The sequence below is a fragment of the bacterium genome, assembly GCA_035703895.1.
Lineage (GTDB): Bacteria > Sysuimicrobiota > Sysuimicrobiia > Sysuimicrobiales > Segetimicrobiaceae > Segetimicrobium.
The window spans coordinates 1-19537 of sequence record DASSXJ010000122.1 but is presented as its reverse complement, the minus strand read 5'-3'; the positions used below and the strand labels follow the sequence as shown (position 1 = coordinate 19537).

Here is a 19537-nt window from a genome sequence, read left to right as displayed (position 1 = left end):
TCGCCCCGTTGGATGATCTCTGGCACCGTTTGTTCGGAGTGGATATTACCCTGTGGGGACCCATGCATCTCGTCGGCATTCTCGGCCTCACGCTGGCGAGCTTCGGAGGGCTGGTGAGTGCCTGGCTGGAGCGCGGTGTCGCACGCAGCGCCCGGCGTTCCGCCCTGTTCGGTGACGTGACCCTATTCTTCGGTGCGGCCCTTCTGGGCTGGACGGTGCTCGTGCTGGCCGAGTACGAGTTCAATGTGCCGCAATTCTCGACCGTGTTTCATCCGATTCTGCTCGGCGGGCTGTCGAGCTTCGTTTTGGTGCTCGTCTCGAGGCTGAGAGCCCGGCCGTGGGGGGCGACCCTCGTGACAGTTGCGTTTACCGTGTTCAGAGTTGCCATTGCGATCTGGCTCATGACCGCCTCACGCTTGGACCTGGCCGGATTTTCCCGCCCGCTGATCCCGCTACTCGTCCCATCGGGGATAACGGCCGACCTCTTGGCAAAGAGGCACGCTCCGGGATGGCTCGCAGGCCCGACCACAGGGCTTGTGACGATCGTCGTGAACCTCGCGGTGGTCCGAGCTGCAGACGGCATCATTTGGACGACCACGACGATAGGTGCCGCCCTCGTCCCTGCCCTCCTGCTGGCGGCCGTAGCGGGGTGGGCCGGCGCAGCGGTCGCCGGCGTGCTCGAACCACAACGTGCCTAAGCCCGTGCGTCTCCTCACGATCCTGATGGCGGCAACAATGGGCGTCATGACTCCCGCTCTCGCCCGCCAACCCAGCCGCGCGGCACCGCCGCCTCACGATGCGCCCAGCGTCACACTCACCATCCGACACCAAACCCCCGGCACCCCAAGCATGGTCGAGGTTCTGCTGATCCCGCCGGACGCGGCCGGAGGCAGAGAACTTTTTCTGTCGATGACGAAACCAAACCCCGAAAGATACTTGAAGAAGCGACGTGTCCTCATGCCCGCCGGGGCGGGAGTGTACCGGCTGGCATATGCCTTCCCTGAGAGCGGGATCTGGTATTTCTACCTACGGTACGGACCCGGACAGGCGGGTTTCTATGCGTTTGCGCCGCTGGCCGTGGACCCGCGAGCAGGCGGTGAGGATACGGTGACGATGCGGATGAGGCGCGGCCTGTCGAACGGCGTGCCGGCCTGGATCCAGCCGCTTGGCTACGCCGCCTTTGGCCTGGTGGCCGCGCTCGCATTGGCCGGAGTCCTCGTGATCTTGGACCACCTCCGCCGGACCACCGGAGTCCTGACGCCACCCATGGCGTGACTTGAAGTGGGCGATTCACGCAGGGTACCCGAATCGCCAGTGAGGCCCGTCGACCCAGGTCACCAATGCCCCTCGATGACTCCCATCATCCGATTGCTCGGGTACCACGAATCGACGCATTTCCACCCCGCAGCTTCGAGTAGTCGCACATACTCACCCTCCGTCCTCTCCCGACCGGTCCCCCAGCACATCATATGAATATCGAACAGTTTCGCGAAATGGGGCGTGTCCGCCCCCGGCACGATGTGCTCGATGATGAGGACCCGCCCTTTGCCCGTAGCGGCCTTGCGGATGTTGGACAGGATTTGGACGCATTCCCGATCGTTCCAATCGTGGAGAATGAGCTTCAGCATATAGGCATCCGCAGTGGGGACCTCTTTGAACATGTCCCCGCAGACATACGTGCAACGATCTCCCAACCCGAGTTTCGTGGCCCATAGCTGATTCGAATCACTGACCACCTCAGGGAGGTCCAGAACAACCCCTACGAGATGCGGGTATGCTTTGAGCAATGCACAGACCAGATGTCCATGACCCCCCGCGACATCGCAGAGCGTGCGAATACTCGAGAAGTCATAGGCTCGCAACGCCTCAAGAACCAAACCGGACTGTACAGCGGAATAGCTTGTCATCGCCTGGTTGAAGATGCGCCCGTAGTCGCTGTTCCGGCGAGCGTACTCGAACGCCATGCCATCAAACTCGCGCACAAATGCGTTCTGTCTTCCGTCTCGGATCATATCCGGCAGATGTTTCCACAATGCATAGTGCTCGGGCCCTTCCTCAAGAAGCGCCATGTACCTTAGGGATTGCGGATGATCCGAGCGCAACAACTCACCCGCTTTGCTGATCGAAAAGCTGCGCGAGTTGCTCTCCAGAAGAAGACCCAGCGACGCGAGAGCTCGCAGCAACCGGTACAGGAGTCCAGAGTGAACACCGAGTTCCGCTGCGAGGGCCTCTGCGTTCTTTGCCTCACCCGTGGCAAGATGATCGAAAACCCCCAGGGCTGTGCCAGCGTAGAGGATCTGGCTGCGCCAGCGCCCGAAGATCAAGTCAACGATCTGATCGGCAGCCCCGTTCATCTTTGTCCTCCCCCTTGTCATGCAGGTTTCAGCCGGCGAGAGAGCAATAGCCACCGCGGGCCATTACAGGTTGTCGATGCGCACGGGATCGACCGGATCAGCGAGGGGGAACCCGAACACCCGACTGTAGAAGTACAGCTCGCCCTCCAGGGCCCGCTTGATGTTCTCCGCCTTCCGGAACCCGTGCTGCTCCCCCTCGAACGGGACGTAGGCGACCGGCAGCCCCTTGGCGCGAAGGGCGTCGACCATCATCTCCGCCTGGTTGGGCGGCACGATCTTGTCCTCCAACCCTTGGAAGAGGATCATCGGACAGGAGATTCGGTCGACAAAGTGAATGGGCGAGCGCGCGCGGTAGAGGTCCCGCCGCTCCGGGAAGGGACCGATCAGCCGGTCGAGATAACGGGACTCGAACTTGTGCGTGTCCCGCACGAACACTTCGAGGTCGCCGATCCCGAAGTGGCTCGCGCCGGCCTTGAAGACCGACCGGAACGTCAACGCGCACAACGTCGTGTAGCCCCCCGCGCTCCCACCCCGGATCGCCAGCCGGCGTTCGTCGGCGAGCCCCTGGTTGACCAGGTACCGGGCGCCGTTCGCGCAGTCGTCGACATCCACCACACCCCATTGTCCGTTGAGACGCTCGCGGTACGGACGACCGTACCCCGTGCTCCCGCCGTAGTTCACATCGAGCACGGCGAATCCTCGGCTCGTCCAGTACTGAATCCCGAGATTGAGCGTCGCCGGAATCGCGCTGGTCGGCCCCCCGTGGCTTCGGACGAGGAGCGGGGGCTTCTCGCCGGGCGGCGCGCCCGCGTCGCGATTGCGCGGCTCATAGAAAAACGCGTGCGCGGTCTGCCCGTGCTCGGTCGGGAACTCGATCGCCCTGGGAATCGACAGATAGCCCGCATCCACCGTCGCCGCGCTCGCGCGCCGCAACGTCTCGCTGCGGCCCGTGTGAAGGTCGAGCTTCACGATCGCGTTGAACGCGTCCGGGGATCCCGCCTCGAAGACAACCCACCCGGTCCCCGCACGGACGGACGAGATCTCCGAGTACGAGGTATCGATCTCTCGGGGCGTGCGTCCCGCCGCATCCAGCCGCGACAGACGCCAGGTGCCGCGCCGCTTGTACGCGCAGACGATCTGCTCGGCCGACTCGAAGGCGTAGGTAGACAATCCAAAGATCCACTGCGGGGCCCCAAACTCCGCATCCAGCGCCCAGAGGGGCTCGATGCGCCCGGCGCCCTGCCAGCGGTACAGATTCCACCACCCCGTGCGGTCGGAGACGAAGTAGAGCACCCCGGCCGGGGACCACTCAGGCTGGAAGATCGATTCCGCCGCGCCTCCTGCGACCTGCTGCGGCCCGCGCACCGCACCGTCCTCCCCGACATCAGCGACCCACAGCTCGGTCCCATCCCACGGCATGTTGGGGTGGCGCCAGGTCAACCACGCCAGGCGCGATCCGTCGGGGCTGAGGCGTGGGTTGGAGTAGAAATCGTTGCCGGATGCCAGCACCCTTCCCTCGGTCGGATGCAGGAGATCGATGCTCACGAGGGTGTTGATCGCCTCACGGGTCGAATCGGTGTGATCCTCGCGCACGCAGACGATCCGGCTGCGGCGACTGTCGACCACGCAGTCGGCGTACCGCCATTTCCCGGGGGGCGTCAGGGGCTCGGGGGGCGCGCTGGCCGCCTGCCGGTACAGGCGTTGGTCTACGAAGTTGGAGAAGTACACGACCCCGCCGGCGACCGCGAACGCGCCTCCGCCGTATTCGTGCACGAGGGTCCGGGCATTGAACGGCGCGGGCGTGACATCCGTCACACCGCCGTCCGGCGTCCGGCGGACGACAACGTAGCGGCCTCCCTCGACCGGACGCAGCTCGGTCCAGTAGATCGCATCCCCGTCGACGGCGATGCGGTCAAACGTGATCGTGCTCGACACGATGAGGTCTGAAGTGATCGGGGACCTCCAGGAGCCGTACGGAGCGATCCCGCGATTGCCCTCGGGCGTCACGGTGCTTCCTCCTTGTGGCCGTGCGCGTGGGAGCGCGTCGACTCGTGCGGGTGGGTTACGGCGTTGCCGACGGGTGCCCGTCGCGATAGAGCCACTTGTACATCGCGGCCGACTGCATCACCGTCTTCACGTAGTTCCGCGTCTCCTGGAACGGAATCTCTTCCACGAACGCCTCGGGATCGAGGGCTCCCCGCTGAGCCTGCCATTGGCCGACCGAACCGGGCCCGGCGTTGTACGCGGCCAGGGCCAGGTCCACGCGATTGTACCGGATCCAGAGTTCCTGCAGCACGACGCTCCCCAACAGGATATTCGTCTGCGGATCGAAGAGCCCCTGGATGCTCGGCGCCGGGATGCCGGCCAAGCGCGCGGCGCCCTTCGCGGTTCCGGGCAAGAGCTGCATCAACCCGTACGCGCTGGCGGGCGAGACCGCCTGGGGGTCGAACCGGCTTTCTTCGCGGATCACCCCGGCGACCAAGTAGGGGTCTGCCCCCGACCGCGCCGCAGCCTTGGTGATCGTCTCCCAGAAGGCCTGTGGGTAGAGCGCCTCCCACAGAATGAGTGGCATCCCGTGGCCGGCCCCTCCGGCGAGGTCGCGCACCTGCTCCGCCATCGCGATTCCGCGGCCGACGTCGCCCTGCTGCGCGTAGCGCTGGCTGAGCAGTGCGCCCACCGTGACCCGGTACTGCGGCGGCGCCTTGTCGGCAGCGGCCGCGAGTTCGCTTGTGGCATCGTCGACCTGCGCGAGGGTATCGAGCTCGCGATACCGGTCGAACCACAACAGCTCCCCCGGGGGAATCTCCGTCAGCGCGGCCACCGTCGCGCGCACGGTCACGTTCAACCGGGATGCCGCACGCTGCCCGTAATATGAATCGGGGTATTGCACGGCGACTTGGCGGAACTCCTCGGAGGCGAGATCGCTCCGCCTCAGGATTTCCGCGGCGCGGGCCGCCCAGTAATGTGCCGCCGGGGCGATCTCGCTCTCGTCTCCCTGCGCGATGTGCAACCACTCGTCGCGGGCGGCGCGCCACTGCTGGGCGCGATACTGCACCCACCCTACCGACCACAGCGCCCGGTGCCCCCACCGGGTCCCAGGAAACCGCTCTCCGGCCTCCCGGTACAATCCGAGCGCGGGCCCGAGCGCCCCTTTGTCCTCGCGCACCTGCGCGATCGCGTAGAGGGACCGGGGCGCCAGCGACGACTGGGGATAGTCGTGGATCAACCGCCTGGCCAGGGTGAGCGCATCACTCTGACGGTTCCTCTGCAGGGCGATGCGCACGAGATAAAACAGCGAGTCGTCTCCGTGCGCGCCGGGGAGGTTGATGTCGCGCCAAAAGTATCCTGTCGCCTCATCGAAGCGCCCCCGCTGGTAATTCAGCACGCCGAGCTGGTACAGCGCGTCGTCGGCGATCCGCCATCCCCCCGGCATGGTGAGCACACGCAGGAGCTCGGCGCGGGCGGTCTGGAAATCCCCGCCCCCGATGTCGGCCAGCGCGCGCCGAAAGAAGACTTCCGGCGGCGTCGCGTCGGGCGGTAAGGGATGCGCGGCCCCGAGCGTGGTGAGGCGCGTCCACGCGGGCTGCCAGAAGGGAGTGCCTTCAAACCCCCACCGAACGCGGCGGTACGCCTGCGCGGCGTCCGCCCACCGCCCCAGTTGCAGCAGGGATTCCCCCATGTCGAACCACGCCTGCGCGGCATGCGACCCGCCTCCGTACTCTTCCAGATACCGGTGGAACGCGTCCGGGGCGTCGGGCGAGTGCACCCCCCAAAGGCTCTCCGCCTCCCAGAACAGGGCGAGGCCGCGCAGCGAGCTTGCGGGGAATCGTGTCAGGACATCCTGGAACCCGGCCACAGCCAGCGCGTAGTCCCCGGCGTGGAACGCGGCCACCGCACGATAGTAGTGGGCGTGATCCGCCAGGATGGGGAGCTTGTCCGACGCCTGGCTGAATACCGCCTCCGCGAGGTTGAATCGGCGCTGCTGCAGATTGATGATGCCGAGCAGGTAGGCGGCCCGGCCGCCCATGGGACCGGGGTCTTGCTGGAGATACTCCAGCACGATCCTCGCTTGGGCGAGGTTCCCCTTACTGTAGGCGTCAACCGCCTTTTTGAGATCATCCTCGGCTGCCGGTCGTGCTGGAAGCGGCCATCCGAGGCCGACAATCAACACGACGCACAGCGCCGCCGCGATCCGGATCATGAACGTGCCCACACCTCCTATGATGCCATGATCGCGTTCCGTGTAGACACGGCGGGCGAGGCGATGAGGCGCGCGCTTACTTCTCCGCGCGTTGCGGGTAGATCGCTCTGAGGCTGCTCAGGTAGACGGCGCCGTGGGGGGAGCGGTTGGGATCGGTTTCGACGACGTAGAACGATGTCCATGTAAGAGGATACGCCAATCCGGCCGGCAGCTGTGCCGTCACCGAGCGCCACCCCCGCCACGTGACCCGCCGGGCGAACGTGACGCTTCCCGGAGGCCCGCTGGCCTGATCGTAGGTCCCGCGGAGCCAGACACCGCTGGCGTCCCCGTACACCCACATCGTCATCGCGGTCGGGGCACCCGTGAGGCCAAGGCGGGTGATCATATACGCGGCCCGGTTGGACGCTCCGTCGAGCCGGAACGCCAGCTGGGCCGACGGGCGATGCTCGTGGCTCGGGTCGGTAACGAGCGCGACCGAGCCGGTCACGGTGTCCGGGTAGCCCCGAAACGTCCATTCCCCACGATCGAATTGATTGACAGGACGCGCGGCGTTCCCGATCGCCACCCGGATCTGGGCGGAGACCCCTCCGAGTCGCGCGGCGATCGTCCCGGTGCCCGTTCGCTCCCCGGCCACAAACTCTCCCGGACCGGAGATGGTCCCCAACCAGGGCGGGTTGACGACCCACGTACCTGCGCCGTCCGGCAGCGCGACCTGGCGGCCCACCGCGTCCTGCCCAGCCAGCGCAAACGTCCATCCGGCACCCGGAACGAGGGTGATCGTGTCCGGGCTCACCACGAGACGGCGCAGCGTGGTGACGATCGATATGCGAGCCGTCCCGGCGGCCGAGCCGCTCGACACCTGCAAGACGCCCTCTCCCGCCGCCGTGCCCGCCCGCACCAGCCCATTGCTATATGTCGCGACCGGCGGCGTCGCGGACACCTGCAGCGCCTCCGCGGGGGGCACAGGGTTGCCCTGCGCGTCGAGCCCGATGATGGACAACGGATAGGTTGCCCCGGCAAACAACCGCAGAGGTTGGTTCGCGTTGACGAGGAGGCTGATCGGCGGACCGGGCACCGAGGTGCTGTACACCAGGAACGCATTGGCGACCGGACGCTCCCGCCCGTCCGACGGTGAGTTGACCACGGTCGGCACGGGTTGGCCCGGAAGCCGGGCCACCATGGTGGCTGATCCCCCGCTGTCGAACGCGATTGCCTGATACGCGCCAAGCCACTGCATATATGAAGCGAGCTCCGGTCGGGTAAGCCCGATGCTGAAGTTGGGCTGCCGGCCATCGACCTCCACAAACGTGAGCGTGCGGCCGTCTCGGGCGATGCCGGCGGCGACCACCGGGTAACGCCGATCTCGTTCCTGCACGGCCGGGGCATCAGGATCTTCTACGACCTGCCCGTTTTGCACGAGGATCGGCCCGCCCCCGATCGCTGCCTGGAGATCATGCCAGTCGGGATCGGTCGTGAGGTTCACCTGGATCTGCTGTCCTGCGGTGAGTTTCTGTGCCAGCCAGTCGGCCCCCGATCCCCGACCCAGAAGAATCAGTTCGCCCCGCGGGAACGGCGCATAAAACGCCTGCTGCGGCCAGATCTGCTTCACGAAGTAGCGGCCCGAGTCATTCGTCGGCCCCACCGGAGTCACCGACTCAGGCTTCACCTGAAACTCGGACGCGTCGTCCGCCGGCGTCAGTTCCACCACCGTCTGTCGCGTTCCCGCGTCGGGCGGTGGCGCCCCGAAGCCTCGGACATCCGAGATGGCGATGATCCCCTCTTGGGCGATCCCGCTGTTGTACCCGGCGAGCGGTCGCGCCTCCCCGGTCTCGAGAATGCTCACCGCCCCCGTCCAGCGGAACCGGGCGACCCGGGCGGTCCCGTCCTTCCGGACGGCAAGGGCGACGAAGCGCCACGGACTCCGCAGCAGCGCGCCGTCTCGGACGAGGATGTTCAGGGGCATGCCCGACTCGTGGATGTCGAAATAGTCGCCGTTCACCCCGGCAATCGCACCACTGCGGAGCACCATGGAGGAGACCGGTTCGTCATCGCTCATTAACCGATCGCGGGCGAGCCCAGTCCCGACTTTCACCATCGGGTTGGCCAGATCGACCCGAAGGTGGTGAATGTCGAGGGGGCCGCTGCCGGTAGTGACGGCGAAGTGGCTGTACAGGATCCCCGAGGCCACCGGTACCGTAAATCCGCTGGAGGCAAGAACGACCGGCCAGATACCCGGGGGGGCTTGCGCAAGGCCTGGCCCCGCGGTCGCGAGCAAGAGAGCGGCGATGAGCCAGGCAAACGTTCGGCGACGTTTGCGGTCTAGCATCCTACAACCATCAGGCAACCTTCCGGTAGTATGGTCGCTGCTTCGCGCTGGAGAAATTCGCGCTCCGCGGCGACGATCCTCCACAGGAGACCCTGCGCGTTCCGACGAACGGGCCGGGCGTGCGCGTCGCCGGGCCCGACCAATCTCGTCTCTGGATCTTCCTGTTGCTCGCGGCCGTCGTCGTGCTGGCCTTGGGCCTGCCGCTCCCGCTGACCGACGGCGACACCGCGTTCTACGGAAATATCGCCAAGAACATTCTCGCGACGGGGGACTGGCTCGTGCTGCGCCACCGGCTGATGCCGGTTATCGACAAGCCGCCGTTGACGTTCTGGCTCACGAGCATCTCGTTCGCGGTATTCGGCACGGCGGAGTGGGCGCTCCGAGCCTGGCACCTCGTCCTCGCGGTGGCGGTCGCCCTGACCACGTACGCGTTGGCCCGTTTGACCCTGCCCCACCGCGATGCGCTCGTGGCCGGCACGATCCTCCTCACCACGATGCAGTTCTTCTATCTGAGTCTCGTGCCGGAGCAGCATGTGCCGCTCGCGCTGTTTCTCACGCTGGCCGTGTACTGGCACCTCCGTTGGGAACGGGAGGGGCGTCTCTCTTCGGCGGTGTTGGCGTGGCTCTCGGCGGCTCTGGCGGTCCTGTCGATCGGCATCGCCGGCGCCGTGATGATCGCGCTGATCATCGGCGCGCACCTGATCGTCGACCGCCCCCGGCTTCCGCACGCCGTCCTGCCCGCCGTGGCGGTGGGGGCCGCGGTCTTCCTGCTCGTGGCCGCGCCGTGGTTCGTGGTCGGCGCGGTCCGTCAGGGGCGCCCGTTCATCGATACCTTCTTCCTCGGCGGCACACTCGGGGTAGGACGGTTCTTTCAACGCGTGCAGGCCTCGCCCACGGTCGTGCCGTGGTGGGCCGGCTTCGGAGCGTACGCGCTCCTCCTCCCGCTGGGGTTCCTCCCGTGGTCCGGGTGGCTGTGGCAGGCGTTCAGAGACGGGTGGGCCGCGCGGCGCTCCGCCGGGTCGGTCCTGTGGGTGTGCACTGAGTGGACGATCGTCATCGTCGGCTTTCTCTCACTCTCGCTGGGGGACAAATCCAGCCGCTATCTTCTCCCGGTCTTTCCTCCGGTCGCCGTGCTCGTCGGCCAGGCGGTGGGGAGCGCTCGGGGGGCACGGCGGGCGGCGGTCGTCTCCCTCGCGATCGCGCTGCCGTTATTAGGGCTGGTCACCGCGGTGGCGCTCAGGAAATTCCCCGGCGATGCGGCCCGCTACACGCCGCTGATCTGGTCGTTTCTCCCCGCCTTCATCGCGGGGCTGTGCGCGTACGTCATCGCGACGTTCCTGGGCCGGCCGATGACAGGGATCGTCCTCCTCACCTTCTTGACGCTGATCTCGTACGGGCTCGCCATGGCCTCGGTCGCCCGCGTCTGGGACGAGGTCTCCCCCTGGCGGCCGGTGGCGAGGATCGTGAATACCCGCGGAGATCCAGACGCGCGCCTGCTGATGTTAGGATCCGATGACGCGTTCGCCGACTACTATATCGCCAGGCCCGTGACGTACGTGGACACCGACGGCCTTGCCCGCGCGTGGAGGCGCGAGCGTGTCCTCGCGGTCATTCCTGAATCTGCGCTGGCGACCCTTCCGGCATCTCCACGCCCGGTTCTCCTCGGGAAAGCCCCGACCGGGCTCGTGATCGTGACCAACGGGTCCGGCAAGTAACCGAAGCGGAGTCGCGCGTTACTTGGTCTTCGGCGCCTGCTTGGGCGGTGACGGCGCCGGCTTCCCCGGTTGCGCGGCGGTCTGCGGGAGCCCCAAGAACGTCTTGATCTTCACCGGGAGGCCGTCAAACGCGGTGGACGCCAGATGATACTCTAGCGCCAGCGCGGAGTTCGTGGCCAACCAGCCGCCCTTCGGCTCATGGTACACCCGCACGAGGACCTGCGCGTCGGCGGCGCCGTCGGTTTGAATCTCAAACGCCGGCGCACCGGGAGGCTGAGTGGCGAGCGGCTCGACCTGATCGCCGTCCAACAGGTTCACGAGAGAGAACATGCTCGAGATGTCCCCCTCCGCGAGCCCGCCGCCCGTGAAGCCCGGCCCCTGACGCCGGAGCTCGAAGGTCTGGCCGCCCTTCCGCCACGTGAAACTCGTCAGGTTCTGCGGGTTGTACGGGAGGAGGCGCTTGCTGACCAGCGACAGCGGCTGTGGCATCAGCTTTACCTGGACAGAGGCGTCGAGTTCCATCACCGTCTGGGTGCCCGCGACCATAGCGTAGGTCACTTTCCCCCGCTGCGAGAGAAGGATGCGCAGCGGTTCCTGACGGTCCCGGAGCGTCAGGTCAACGGTGACCACGGGGTGGCTGAGATCGTAGGCCGCGAGATCGGTGACCCCGTCGTGGAATTCCTTCGCCTCGTTGGTCGTCAGTGGGAAGAAGAGGTCCGTCACCTTGAAATCGTCGGCCGGCCACGGATGAGGTCCCTCGATTTTCCACCGGTCGCTCGCCACGCGGTCGATCACGAGCGTCCCCGCCAGGGAGACGATTCGGACCTTCTGGACGTCCGCGTTGGCGAAGTCGGCGACCGACCGCTGCCGGAGGTCTGCCGCGGACTTGGTGAGCGCCTCCTTTGCCGACGTGTCGATCTGGTAGAGGCCGCCGCCGGGCTGGACCCGCGCGTACGACGTCGCTCCGACCGGCGAGGCGTTCCCGATCTCGAGCGTCACGGTCTGGCCAGTCGACGAGGTTAGGGTGATCCGCGCCGCGGGTTTGTCGAGGCCGTAGTCCTTGAGGTTGCCCGCGGTCCCGAGCGACTGCTGGGGAACGATGCCGGTCACGGAGTCCAACAGGCTCGACACCACGTACGATCCCGCCGGGACGTGGATGGGATTCGTGACATCCCAATGCGTGGCGTCCCGCCGCGCCAGATCGACCGCCCCCTTCGAACTGACGAGGGAGATCCGGGTCGTGTTCTTTGGCGCGATCTGCACGAGGTGCTTGGCCGATTCCGCCCGCTGCGCCTGGGGGCGATCGACGAGAAAGATGTAGCCTACAACGACGGCGAGGGCGATCGCGAGCGCGGCGGTGATCCGCGGGCTCATAGACTCCGCCTCCGAGCGTACACGGCACCGCCGATCAGGAGCAGCACCAGGGGCACGCCGATCACGCTGCCCAAGAACAGGTATCGCCCCTGGTTCCCGCCGATGATAAACGGATCGAACGGTGACGTTCGAGGCGCGATGCTCACGAGGTTCCCGGTTTGCGTCAGCCACGCTACCGCGCTGGTAAACAGATCTCGGTTGCCGACGAGCCCGATGTACGTGTTCTGGACGAACCCGCTGTTGCCGATGATGACCGCCGATCCCTTGGCCCCGGCGGGCTTCGCCGGAGCGGCCGGGGCGGCCGGTCCTCCGGACGTCGTTCCCGCAGACGTTGTTCCTCCAGCCGATGCTCCGCCGGGTGCGGGCGTGACCTCAACGGCGAGAATCACGGGCCCCTTGACGTCTGTGCCCTGCTCAAACCGAATGTTCTTCGATTCCAGGTTGACCTTGACATAACTGGAGTCCGACGACTTGACCACAGGGGTAATCGTCACGCCGGTGACTTTGGCCTGGGGCACCAGCGGTGTGCTCACCGGAAAGGCGGTCGCGAGCGTGAAGTTTTGCGTGATGTCGTTGAAGGGATACTGGGTCACGATCGGCACCGCAAAGTCGCCGCCGAGCAGCCGAGACACGGGATCGATAACCACGCCTCCCGGCGCGTCGACGTGGAACACCGGCCCCAGCCAGCTCCGCACTTCGGGAGGGGTCGGAGGATCCACCATGATCAGGAGCTTGCCCCCGCCCTGATAGTATCGCTCGAGCGCGTCCCGCACCTGTGGCAGGAGGTCCCGCGAGGGCGAGGGCACGATCACGATCGCGGCGTCGTCGGGTACACGCCCCGTCTGCACCAGAAACAGCATCTTGACGTCGAACCCCTTGCCGGCCAGGGTCTGTTTCGCCGTGCCCATCCCCTTCCGCGTGAAATCGTCGAGGGGGACCTCGCCTTCACCCTGCAGCACGTACACGGCTTTCTTGGTCGTCTCCAGGACATGCAGGATCCCGTTCGTCAACTGTTCTTCCGTGTCGGAATCGATCGTGTACGAAGCCTTCCCCCGGCTGAGGACGATCTGTCCGTAGGAGGTGATCTTGAACTTCTGCGCTTCCTGGGGGTTGCGGTCGGGATCCACGATCCGGTACTGGAAGTTCTTTGAATAGTACTGGTAGGTGCCGAGCATATCCCGGTAGCGGCCCGCGCCGTCCCCGTTGGGGAACGCGACGGCCTCGATGGGCCCAGGCAGCGACCGGAGCACCTTGATCGTTTGGGGCGAGAGGGAGTGCTCCCGCGTCGCGGTTAGGTCCCAGCGGACGTGATGGGCCGTGCCGAGATAGTTCAAGGCGACGAGCAGGGCGGCAACGAGCACCGCGGACACCAGCGCGTTTGTGGTCAACAGGGCGTTGCGGCGCTTCATCGCCCTACCTCCATTTGCGGGACTCCAGCGCAATGATCCCAAGAAACAGGAAGAACCCCGCCAGGCTCAGGAAGAACAACACGTCCTGCGTGTCGATCACGCCGCCGGAGAGGTTCGTGAAGTGGGTGGCGAAAGACAGCGAGGACAGGGCCTGCTGGACGTTGCTCCCGGACGCCTGCTGAGCGAATCCCAGGACCCAAAAGATGAGGAGCAGCGCGAATCCGATCGCCGCCGAGACGATCTGGTTCTCGTTGAGTGTCGACGCGAACAGCCCGATCGATAGAAACGCCCCCCCGAGGAGGACGAGCCCGATGTACGTCGAGCCCAGCAACCCCCAATCCAGGCGCCCGATCAACGCGAGGCTCAACGGCATGTACACGCTGATCGCGATGAGGACGAAGAACAGGATCATGATCGCGAGATACTTCCCGAGGATGATCGCGGCGCTCGTGACCGGCGACGTCGCCAGGAGCTCCATCGTGTGCGCCCGGTCCTCTTCCGACACCAAGCGCATCGTCAACACGGGGACCAACAGGATCAGCACGAACGTCGTGTCCTGATAGAGGGGCGTAAAGATGAGACGGGTGGGGTTGAAATCCGGCGGCGGCGTGCCCTGCAGTTGAAGCACCTGGAACGAGTAGACGCCAACGAGCGAGAAGAACAGAAACCCGATGATCACGAAGAACATGGCGAGGGCCACGTACGCGATCGGCGAACTGAAGAGCTGCTTGAGCTCCTTGCGCGTGATGACGAGGGTGCCCCTCATGCGCGCCGTCCCCCCTCCGCCTCACTGCCCGCCGCGTCCTCATGGGTGACCAATCTCAAGAACACATCCTCCAGGCTCATCGCCAGCGGCCGAAGCTCGAGGAGCCCCGCCCCGGCGCCCACGACGGCCCGGGCGATGTCCTCGCGCACCTCCTTGCCGAGTGCCGCTTCCACGACCAGTTCGCCGCGGGCCGATCCGGAGGTGACGTGTAATACGCCTGGAAGCGCCCGCAGCCGGTCCCCGAGACCGCCGTCCGGACGCGCGATTCGCACCAGGGTCTTCTCAGAACTGCGCAGCCGGGCCGCCAGCTGCTCGTACGTATCCACCGCCACCACCGCGCCTTCATTAATAATGATCACGCGGTCGCAGACCGCCGTCGCCTCAGGCAGGATGTGCGTGCTCAGGATGATCGTATGGGTCCCTCGGAGCCCCCGGATGACGTTCCGGATCTCGACGATCTGCCGGGGGTCCATCGCGGAGGTCGGCTCATCGAGGATCAGCACCGGCGGGTCGTGGACGATCGCATGGGCGAGCCCTACCCGCTGGCGGTAGCCCCGGGAGAGGTTTCGTATCAGCCGATCCGCTACATCCGTCGTGGCGCACTGCGTCATCGCCTGATCGACGGCGTCGTCGACCTTTCGCCGTTCCACGCCCTTCAGGCGCGCGACGAACTGCAGGTATTCTCGCGTCGTGAAGTCCTCGTACAGGGGAACGGTTTCCGGCAGGTACCCGAGCCGGCGCTTGGCTTCGAGCGGTTTCTCGACGACATCGAACCCGGCCACGGAGGCTCGCCCTGCGGTGGGCGCGAGGAATCCGGCGAGAACCCGCATCGTCGTCGTCTTGCCCGCACCGTTGGGCCCAAGAAACCCCAGGATCTCCCCGGGGCGCGCCTGGAACGACACGTCCTTGATCGCCCACCTGTCACCGTAGCTGCGGGACAATGCGTCGGCCTGGATCACGATCGACGACCCCTCTCGACGAACCCCATTTGACCGGGCAACAGCATCTATCCTAACCCGAAAATCCGGAGGAGTTCAAGGGAGTCACCCCACGATGTTCGAATTCCTCTAGTATGCGTCGCACCGCGTGGCTCGGCGTCGTCTTGATCTTCGCGGTGCTCGGCGCCGATCTCACGATCAGGACCACCCCGGTCTCCGCGGCCCGTTCCACCCCTCCCCATCTCGCGCTCTGGATGGAGCCCGGTGCCAACCTCTCCGTGCTCAGTTCCGTCGAAGGAGTCCGGCGCACCCTGGATCAGGCCAAGCAGGCGGGGGTGGACGTGGTGATCCCCGAGGCGAAGAACGCCTGGGGGTATGTGACCTACCTCAGCGCCTTTGCGCCGACGATTGGGACCTCGCCGATCCCTCACGGGGCTCCCCCGGCGTATCCGCCTCCGGTGGAGTGGTACCCGCAGGGGTACGACATGCTGGGGACGATCATTCGCGAGGCGCACGCGCGGGGGATGCGGGTCGATGTCGCCGTCAACTCCTTTGGTGAAGGCTTCACCCCGCTGCAGACCGGGCCGGCGTTCCAGCATCCGGAGTGGCAGGCGACGGCGTACCTGGGATCGCGCCCCGTCCAGGCCCCCGACGGAACCGCGTACGACCTTACCGGCGTCGACGTGCCGCGGGGCGACAACGACCTTGTGCTCTACGCCCCGGGGGCCAAGGCGACCCCGACTTCCCGATGGGGGGTCGAGGTGACCGTGGCCTCCGGGAAGGTGACCGGGGTTCGTGATCGCAGCGTCGGCGATGCCGACCCGGGGCCGACGCCGATCCCCTCCATCGGGTTCGTGCTCTCCGGCCACGGAGAGGCGGCCCGCTGGCTCGTCCGCGCGCTCCCCGTGGGGGCGGCGGTCACGATCGGCCCCCCCCGGACGCGGATGGTCCCATCTTCTACGCACAGCATCTTCGCGTTCGTGAACCCTGCGGATCCGCAAGTGTATGGGTATGAGATGGCCGTGATCTACGAGGTGCTCACCCGGTACGATGTGGATGGCATCGTCCTCGACCGGACGCGGTATGAGGACATTACCGAGGACTTCTCACCGCTCAGCCACGCCCGCTTCGAAGCCTTTATCGGCCGCCCCGTGCAGCACTGGCCGCAAGATATCTATGCCTACGCACCGAGCGGCTACTGGGTCGCGCGGCGCCCGGGTCCCCTCTACCGCGCCTGGCTCGGGTACCGCGCGCACACCATCCTGGCCTACACGCGGGCCGTCGCTCATCTCGTGCACGCGGTGAACCCAAAGGTGGCGGTCGCCATGTACGTCGGTGCCTGGTACCCCGTCTACTATGACGAGGGCGTGAACTGGGCCAGTCCCGGGGTCCAGCCGGCCTACCCCTGGATCGGTCCGGATTGGATCCGCGCCGGCCTGGCACCCCTGCTCGATTACCTGATGATCGGGCTGTACTATCGGCCGGTCACCGTTGGAGAAGCATGGGCCGGCCATCACGATTCTGAGATCAGCATCCAGGGAGGGGCGCTCCTCGGCCTCTCGTTGCTCAACGGGGAGACGCCACTGGTCGGATCGCTCCTCGTTTCTTTATATCAACAGGACCCCGAACGGCTCGCGCGGGCGGTGGAGATGTCGCAGCGGGTCACGCGCGGGGCGATGCTGTTTGATCTCGTGTATCTGAACCAGGACGATCTTTGGCGGATGCTCCCACGTCCCTGATCGAGAAACGGAGGAGGACCCCCACGGGGGCCCCCCTCCGAACCAGTTGCATTATCCGAGCATCTTTCGCGCTCCCCCAGGACCTGCGAGCAGGGGAAACGCCAGTCTGCCCTCCAGCCGCACCGTCGTCGTCCAGCTGAGCCGCAGCCGCGAGCGACAGCCGGAGTAGGCTGATGCGCTACCCGGTCGTCCCCTCGCAATGCGAATACTGGCGGCAGGTCGGACGGTACGGCTTGGAGCGTCTACTATGGTCCATCCGCATCACCTCCTTTCAGAACTACCCCAATCATCGCTCCGGTTGCCGCCGCCGTCAAGGGCGCGGCGGATCAGAGCCTACGCCTTTTTCGCCCTTTTCTTGGAGCGGGCCCGAAGCCAGACGGCGATCCCGTCCCTATTAAACCCGCCGCGGGAGACGTTGGTTACAAACTCCACGGATTCGTGCGCAGGGGTGAGACTGAGGCGATACCCGGCTCCCTCGAGGAAGAGGCGCGCCGCTTCCAGTGCGGTCCGCTTGTTCCCGTCGTGGAAGACCTGGTCCCGTGTCAACCGATCAAGGTAGAAGGCCGCCATCTCCCAGACCGAGGGCTGCGGGCGCAGAGAGATGCGGGTCTGGACAAAGCTGACCAACGAATCCAGGCTCGGAGGATAGACCACATTCTGTTCGCTGGCCAAGTACAATCCGCCGGTCGCCCGGATCATCCGTTGGTTCACGATCTTGAGTTGGTCCGTGGTCAGGTACTTCACCGCTTGGCCAATGCCTCCCAGAGCGTTCGGTGGTCCCGCAGGCTGCGCTCCAGACTACCGAGGAACATCCGTTCGCTCAATGCCTCTGGGGGAGGCGTGGACCGCTTTGGGCGATGAAGCCTGACGGGCCTAGGCCGGACAATCCTGGCCCGAGCCCGAGGAGCGGGCCGGTTTCGGACGATCCGGCGCCCCCTTGCGGACGGTTTTTGGGCAGATCTGCGCGATTTCGGGTGGTGCGAGGCGCTGATCCGCCGCGGATGCGCTCTACCTGAGCCACGCGTCATAGATTCTCCCTCGAAATAATCTAGCATGGGCATAAGGTAGGTGCAATCCCCCCAGTGACCAAGAACGCCATCGATTGCAAATGGAGAAGGGCCTCCACCCCAGCCTGTGCCGGTATGTAATGGAGGAGCACGATTTGGCAAGATTTGTGGAGATATCATTGCACTAATCTAGATAAATAGGCCAATATCGCGTGATCAGCCTTAGCGACAGCTTTAACGGCCTAAACGAGAACGGAGGCCTCCGGATGGTCGATCCCGGTGCCTCCGCTCAAGCTTCGGACTGACCTGGTCGCGATTTAGCCGACGACGCGGACGTTCTGGGCTTGCGGCCCCTTTTGCCCCTGGGTGATCTCAAACTCTACGATCTGGCCCTCTTCAAGATTACGGAACCCCTCGCCAGCGATTCCGGTATAGTGAACGAACACATCTTTCCCTTCTTCCGGAGTAATGAACCCGTAGCCCTTCTCTCGATTAAACCACTTCACAGTACCTTTTGGCATAGCGTGTTCCTTCCTCCCCCGGGGGCCGGTTGCCCGCGTTACGTCCCCTCATATACCACGGTCCCCCGGCGAATCCTTCAACCGGCCTCCGCCCACTCCGCGAAGGCCGAAGCGGGAACGGGCCGCACGGGCGGACGGGCCCGGGGCAACGGCAGCCGGCCAATCGGCACCTCCAAGGTTCCACTCAGCCAGCGCATGACGGCGGCCCCGCACCGCCGCCACTGGCAGGATCCCATCCCGCACCGCGTGACTCGTTTGAGATCATCTGGGCCGATGGCGCCATCGTCGACGGCTGCCGCGAGCGCCACTGCGGTCACCCCGATGCACGGACAGAACACCGTGTCGGCAGGGCCTTCCCACCGCTCGACCACGTCGTCAGGCATCGCGCCGATGACATGCGACTCGCGGACTCGCGCGCACAACGGTACGGAGGCGGCCCGCAGTTGCCGCCACGACTCCTCGATCCGTGTCTCCCCATCGGGCAGCAGGCCAAGGCTTTGCAGGGCACCCCGGGCAGCGAGCCGTCCCGATTCGGCGGCGGCCCGCGGGGTGTCGACACCGGCAGCGTCGCCGGCGACGTACAGGCCTGGGGTGGGACCGTGGAGCGCCATGGTCCGGTCATAGCGGGGGACGAATCCACCGAGACGGGTGTGATACACACACGGGACGCCGGCGAGGCGCACGAGGTCGGTCAGAGGAATCCGCGGTGACTCGACGCAGAGCATCCGGCAGTCGTGCTCGGCGCCGTTCGCGAGGACGATCCTCAGCAGGGTGCCGTCGCCTGTCGCTTCGGCAAGGACGCCCGGGGTGACGGGGATGCCCTCCGGCACCCCCTTAGGTCGCTCGCCGGAGATCAACGTGACCGCGACCCCCCGCTCAGACAACCTGGTAGCGAGGGTCCCGGCCTCCGCCCCCCCGACGACAACTGCCGGGCTGTTTTGCGTTCCGATCTTGCCGGCGCGCACGCCCTCCCAGGCTGCCTCGAGGGTCATCACGCCGTCGAGAGTCCATCCGCGAAATGGCACGATCTGCTCGACGGCCCCGGTCGCCAGGATCACCGCATCGGCCACGACCGCATGCGTCCGCCCGTTTTGCAGGACGGTGAGGGTACGCCCAAACAGGCCCCAGACCGCACTGCTCCGCCACACCTCCGTCGACCGGAGGTCGCGCATCAACCCCTCCGCCAA

Annotated in this window: 15 protein-coding genes; 4 read left to right on the top strand and 11 right to left on the bottom strand. The window is 66.0% G+C overall.

Features of this window, described 5'->3' with window-relative positions:
* Both VFP86_08475 and VFP86_08470 read left to right on the top strand, forming a co-directional pair.
* Positions 1 to 698 (top strand): hypothetical protein (locus tag VFP86_08475; GenBank protein ID HET8999665.1); only part of this gene is annotated, 698 nt, incomplete at its 5' end.
* Positions 691 to 1275, top strand: coding sequence for a hypothetical protein (locus VFP86_08470; GenBank protein ID HET8999664.1), 585 nt, complete (start codon positions 691 to 693; stop codon positions 1273 to 1275). The genes VFP86_08475 and VFP86_08470, both read left to right, overlap by 8 nt.
* Before the next feature lie 59 nt (positions 1276 to 1334).
* Here the strand turns inward: VFP86_08470 and VFP86_08465 are convergent, their stop codons facing one another.
* The 4 genes from VFP86_08465 to VFP86_08450 form a co-directional block, all read right to left on the bottom strand.
* Positions 1335 to 2354, bottom strand: coding sequence for a methyltransferase (locus VFP86_08465; protein HET8999663.1), 1020 nt, complete (start codon positions 2352 to 2354; stop codon positions 1335 to 1337).
* Positions 2355 to 2417: 63 nt separating this feature from the next.
* Positions 2418 to 4361, bottom strand: a complete 1944-nt coding sequence (locus VFP86_08460; protein ID HET8999662.1) for a S9 family peptidase — start codon at positions 4359 to 4361, stop codon at positions 2418 to 2420.
* Positions 4362 to 4416: 55 nt separating this feature from the next.
* Positions 4417 to 6555 carry a transglycosylase SLT domain-containing protein gene (locus VFP86_08455; protein ID HET8999661.1) on the bottom strand — a complete coding sequence of 713 codons (2139 nt, stop codon included), beginning with the start codon at positions 6553 to 6555 and terminating at the stop codon, positions 4417 to 4419.
* Positions 6556 to 6631: 76 nt separating this feature from the next.
* Positions 6632 to 8881 (bottom strand): phosphodiester glycosidase family protein, encoded by a 2250-nt coding sequence (locus VFP86_08450; GenBank protein ID HET8999660.1) that lies wholly within the window; start codon positions 8879 to 8881, stop codon positions 6632 to 6634.
* Positions 8882 to 9000: 119 nt separating this feature from the next.
* Here VFP86_08450 and VFP86_08445 point away from each other — a divergent pair, with 119 nt between their 5' ends.
* Complete coding sequence (locus VFP86_08445; protein ID HET8999659.1) at positions 9001 to 10596, top strand: glycosyltransferase family 39 protein; 1596 nt, start codon at positions 9001 to 9003, stop codon at positions 10594 to 10596.
* Between the two features lie 18 nt (positions 10597 to 10614).
* Here the strand turns inward: VFP86_08445 and VFP86_08440 are convergent, their stop codons facing one another.
* The 4 genes from VFP86_08440 to VFP86_08425 are packed head-to-tail and all read right to left on the bottom strand — an operon-like array spanning position 10615 to position 15104.
* The gene (locus VFP86_08440) at positions 10615 to 11970 is read right to left on the bottom strand and encodes a DUF4340 domain-containing protein (GenBank protein HET8999658.1); all 1356 of its coding nucleotides are present in this window, start codon (positions 11968 to 11970) and stop codon (positions 10615 to 10617) included.
* A complete protein-coding gene (locus tag VFP86_08435; protein ID HET8999657.1) occupies positions 11967 to 13379 on the bottom strand; it encodes a Gldg family protein in 1413 nt (470 codons plus the stop codon). The genes VFP86_08440 and VFP86_08435 overlap by 4 nt, the downstream gene beginning before the upstream one ends.
* A 4-nt stretch (positions 13380 to 13383) precedes the next feature.
* Entirely contained in the window at positions 13384 to 14145 is a 762-nt protein-coding gene (locus tag VFP86_08430; protein ID HET8999656.1) for an ABC transporter permease subunit, read from the bottom strand.
* Positions 14142 to 15104 carry an ABC transporter ATP-binding protein gene (locus VFP86_08425; protein HET8999655.1) on the bottom strand — a complete coding sequence of 321 codons (963 nt, stop codon included), beginning with the start codon at positions 15102 to 15104 and terminating at the stop codon, positions 14142 to 14144. The genes VFP86_08430 and VFP86_08425 overlap by 4 nt, the downstream gene beginning before the upstream one ends.
* A 113-nt stretch (positions 15105 to 15217) precedes the next feature.
* Here VFP86_08425 and VFP86_08420 point away from each other — a divergent pair, with 113 nt between their 5' ends.
* A complete protein-coding gene (locus tag VFP86_08420; GenBank protein HET8999654.1) occupies positions 15218 to 16822 on the top strand; it encodes an alpha amylase family protein in 1605 nt (534 codons plus the stop codon).
* 333 nt (positions 16823 to 17155) lie between these two features.
* Here VFP86_08420 and VFP86_08415 read toward each other — a convergent pair whose 3' ends face one another.
* The 3 genes from VFP86_08415 to VFP86_08405 form a co-directional block, all read right to left on the bottom strand.
* Positions 17156 to 17566, bottom strand: coding sequence for a type II toxin-antitoxin system death-on-curing family toxin (locus VFP86_08415; GenBank protein ID HET8999653.1), 411 nt, complete (start codon positions 17564 to 17566; stop codon positions 17156 to 17158).
* Between the two features lie 580 nt (positions 17567 to 18146).
* Positions 18147 to 18350 (bottom strand): cold-shock protein, encoded by a 204-nt coding sequence (locus tag VFP86_08410; protein HET8999652.1) that lies wholly within the window; start codon positions 18348 to 18350, stop codon positions 18147 to 18149.
* 77 nt (positions 18351 to 18427) lie between these two features.
* The coding region (locus VFP86_08405; protein HET8999651.1) for an FAD-dependent oxidoreductase at positions 18428 to 19537 on the bottom strand (1110 nt) is incomplete at its 5' end.

What these genes read in the sequence shown, in the direction of transcription:
- VFP86_08465 (HET8999663.1), bottom strand. Translation starts at nt 2,354, where the DNA reads ATGAACGGGGCTGCCGATCAGATCGTTGACTTGATCTTCGGGCGCTGG.
- VFP86_08455 (HET8999661.1), bottom strand. Translation starts at nt 6,555, where the DNA reads ATGATCCGGATCGCGGCGGCGCTGTGCGTCGTGTTGATTGTCGGCCTC.
- VFP86_08450 (HET8999660.1), bottom strand. Translation starts at nt 8,881, where the DNA reads ATGCTAGACCGCAAACGTCGCCGAACGTTTGCCTGGCTCATCGCCGCT.
- VFP86_08440 (HET8999658.1), bottom strand. Translation starts at nt 11,970, where the DNA reads ATGAGCCCGCGGATCACCGCCGCGCTCGCGATCGCCCTCGCCGTCGTT.
- VFP86_08435 (HET8999657.1), bottom strand. Translation starts at nt 13,379, where the DNA reads ATGAAGCGCCGCAACGCCCTGTTGACCACAAACGCGCTGGTGTCCGCG.
- VFP86_08430 (HET8999656.1), bottom strand. Translation starts at nt 14,145, where the DNA reads ATGAGGGGCACCCTCGTCATCACGCGCAAGGAGCTCAAGCAGCTCTTC.
- VFP86_08420 (HET8999654.1), top strand. Translation starts at nt 15,218, where the DNA reads ATGCGTCGCACCGCGTGGCTCGGCGTCGTCTTGATCTTCGCGGTGCTC.
- VFP86_08410 (HET8999652.1), bottom strand. Translation starts at nt 18,350, where the DNA reads ATGCCAAAAGGTACTGTGAAGTGGTTTAATCGAGAGAAGGGCTACGGG.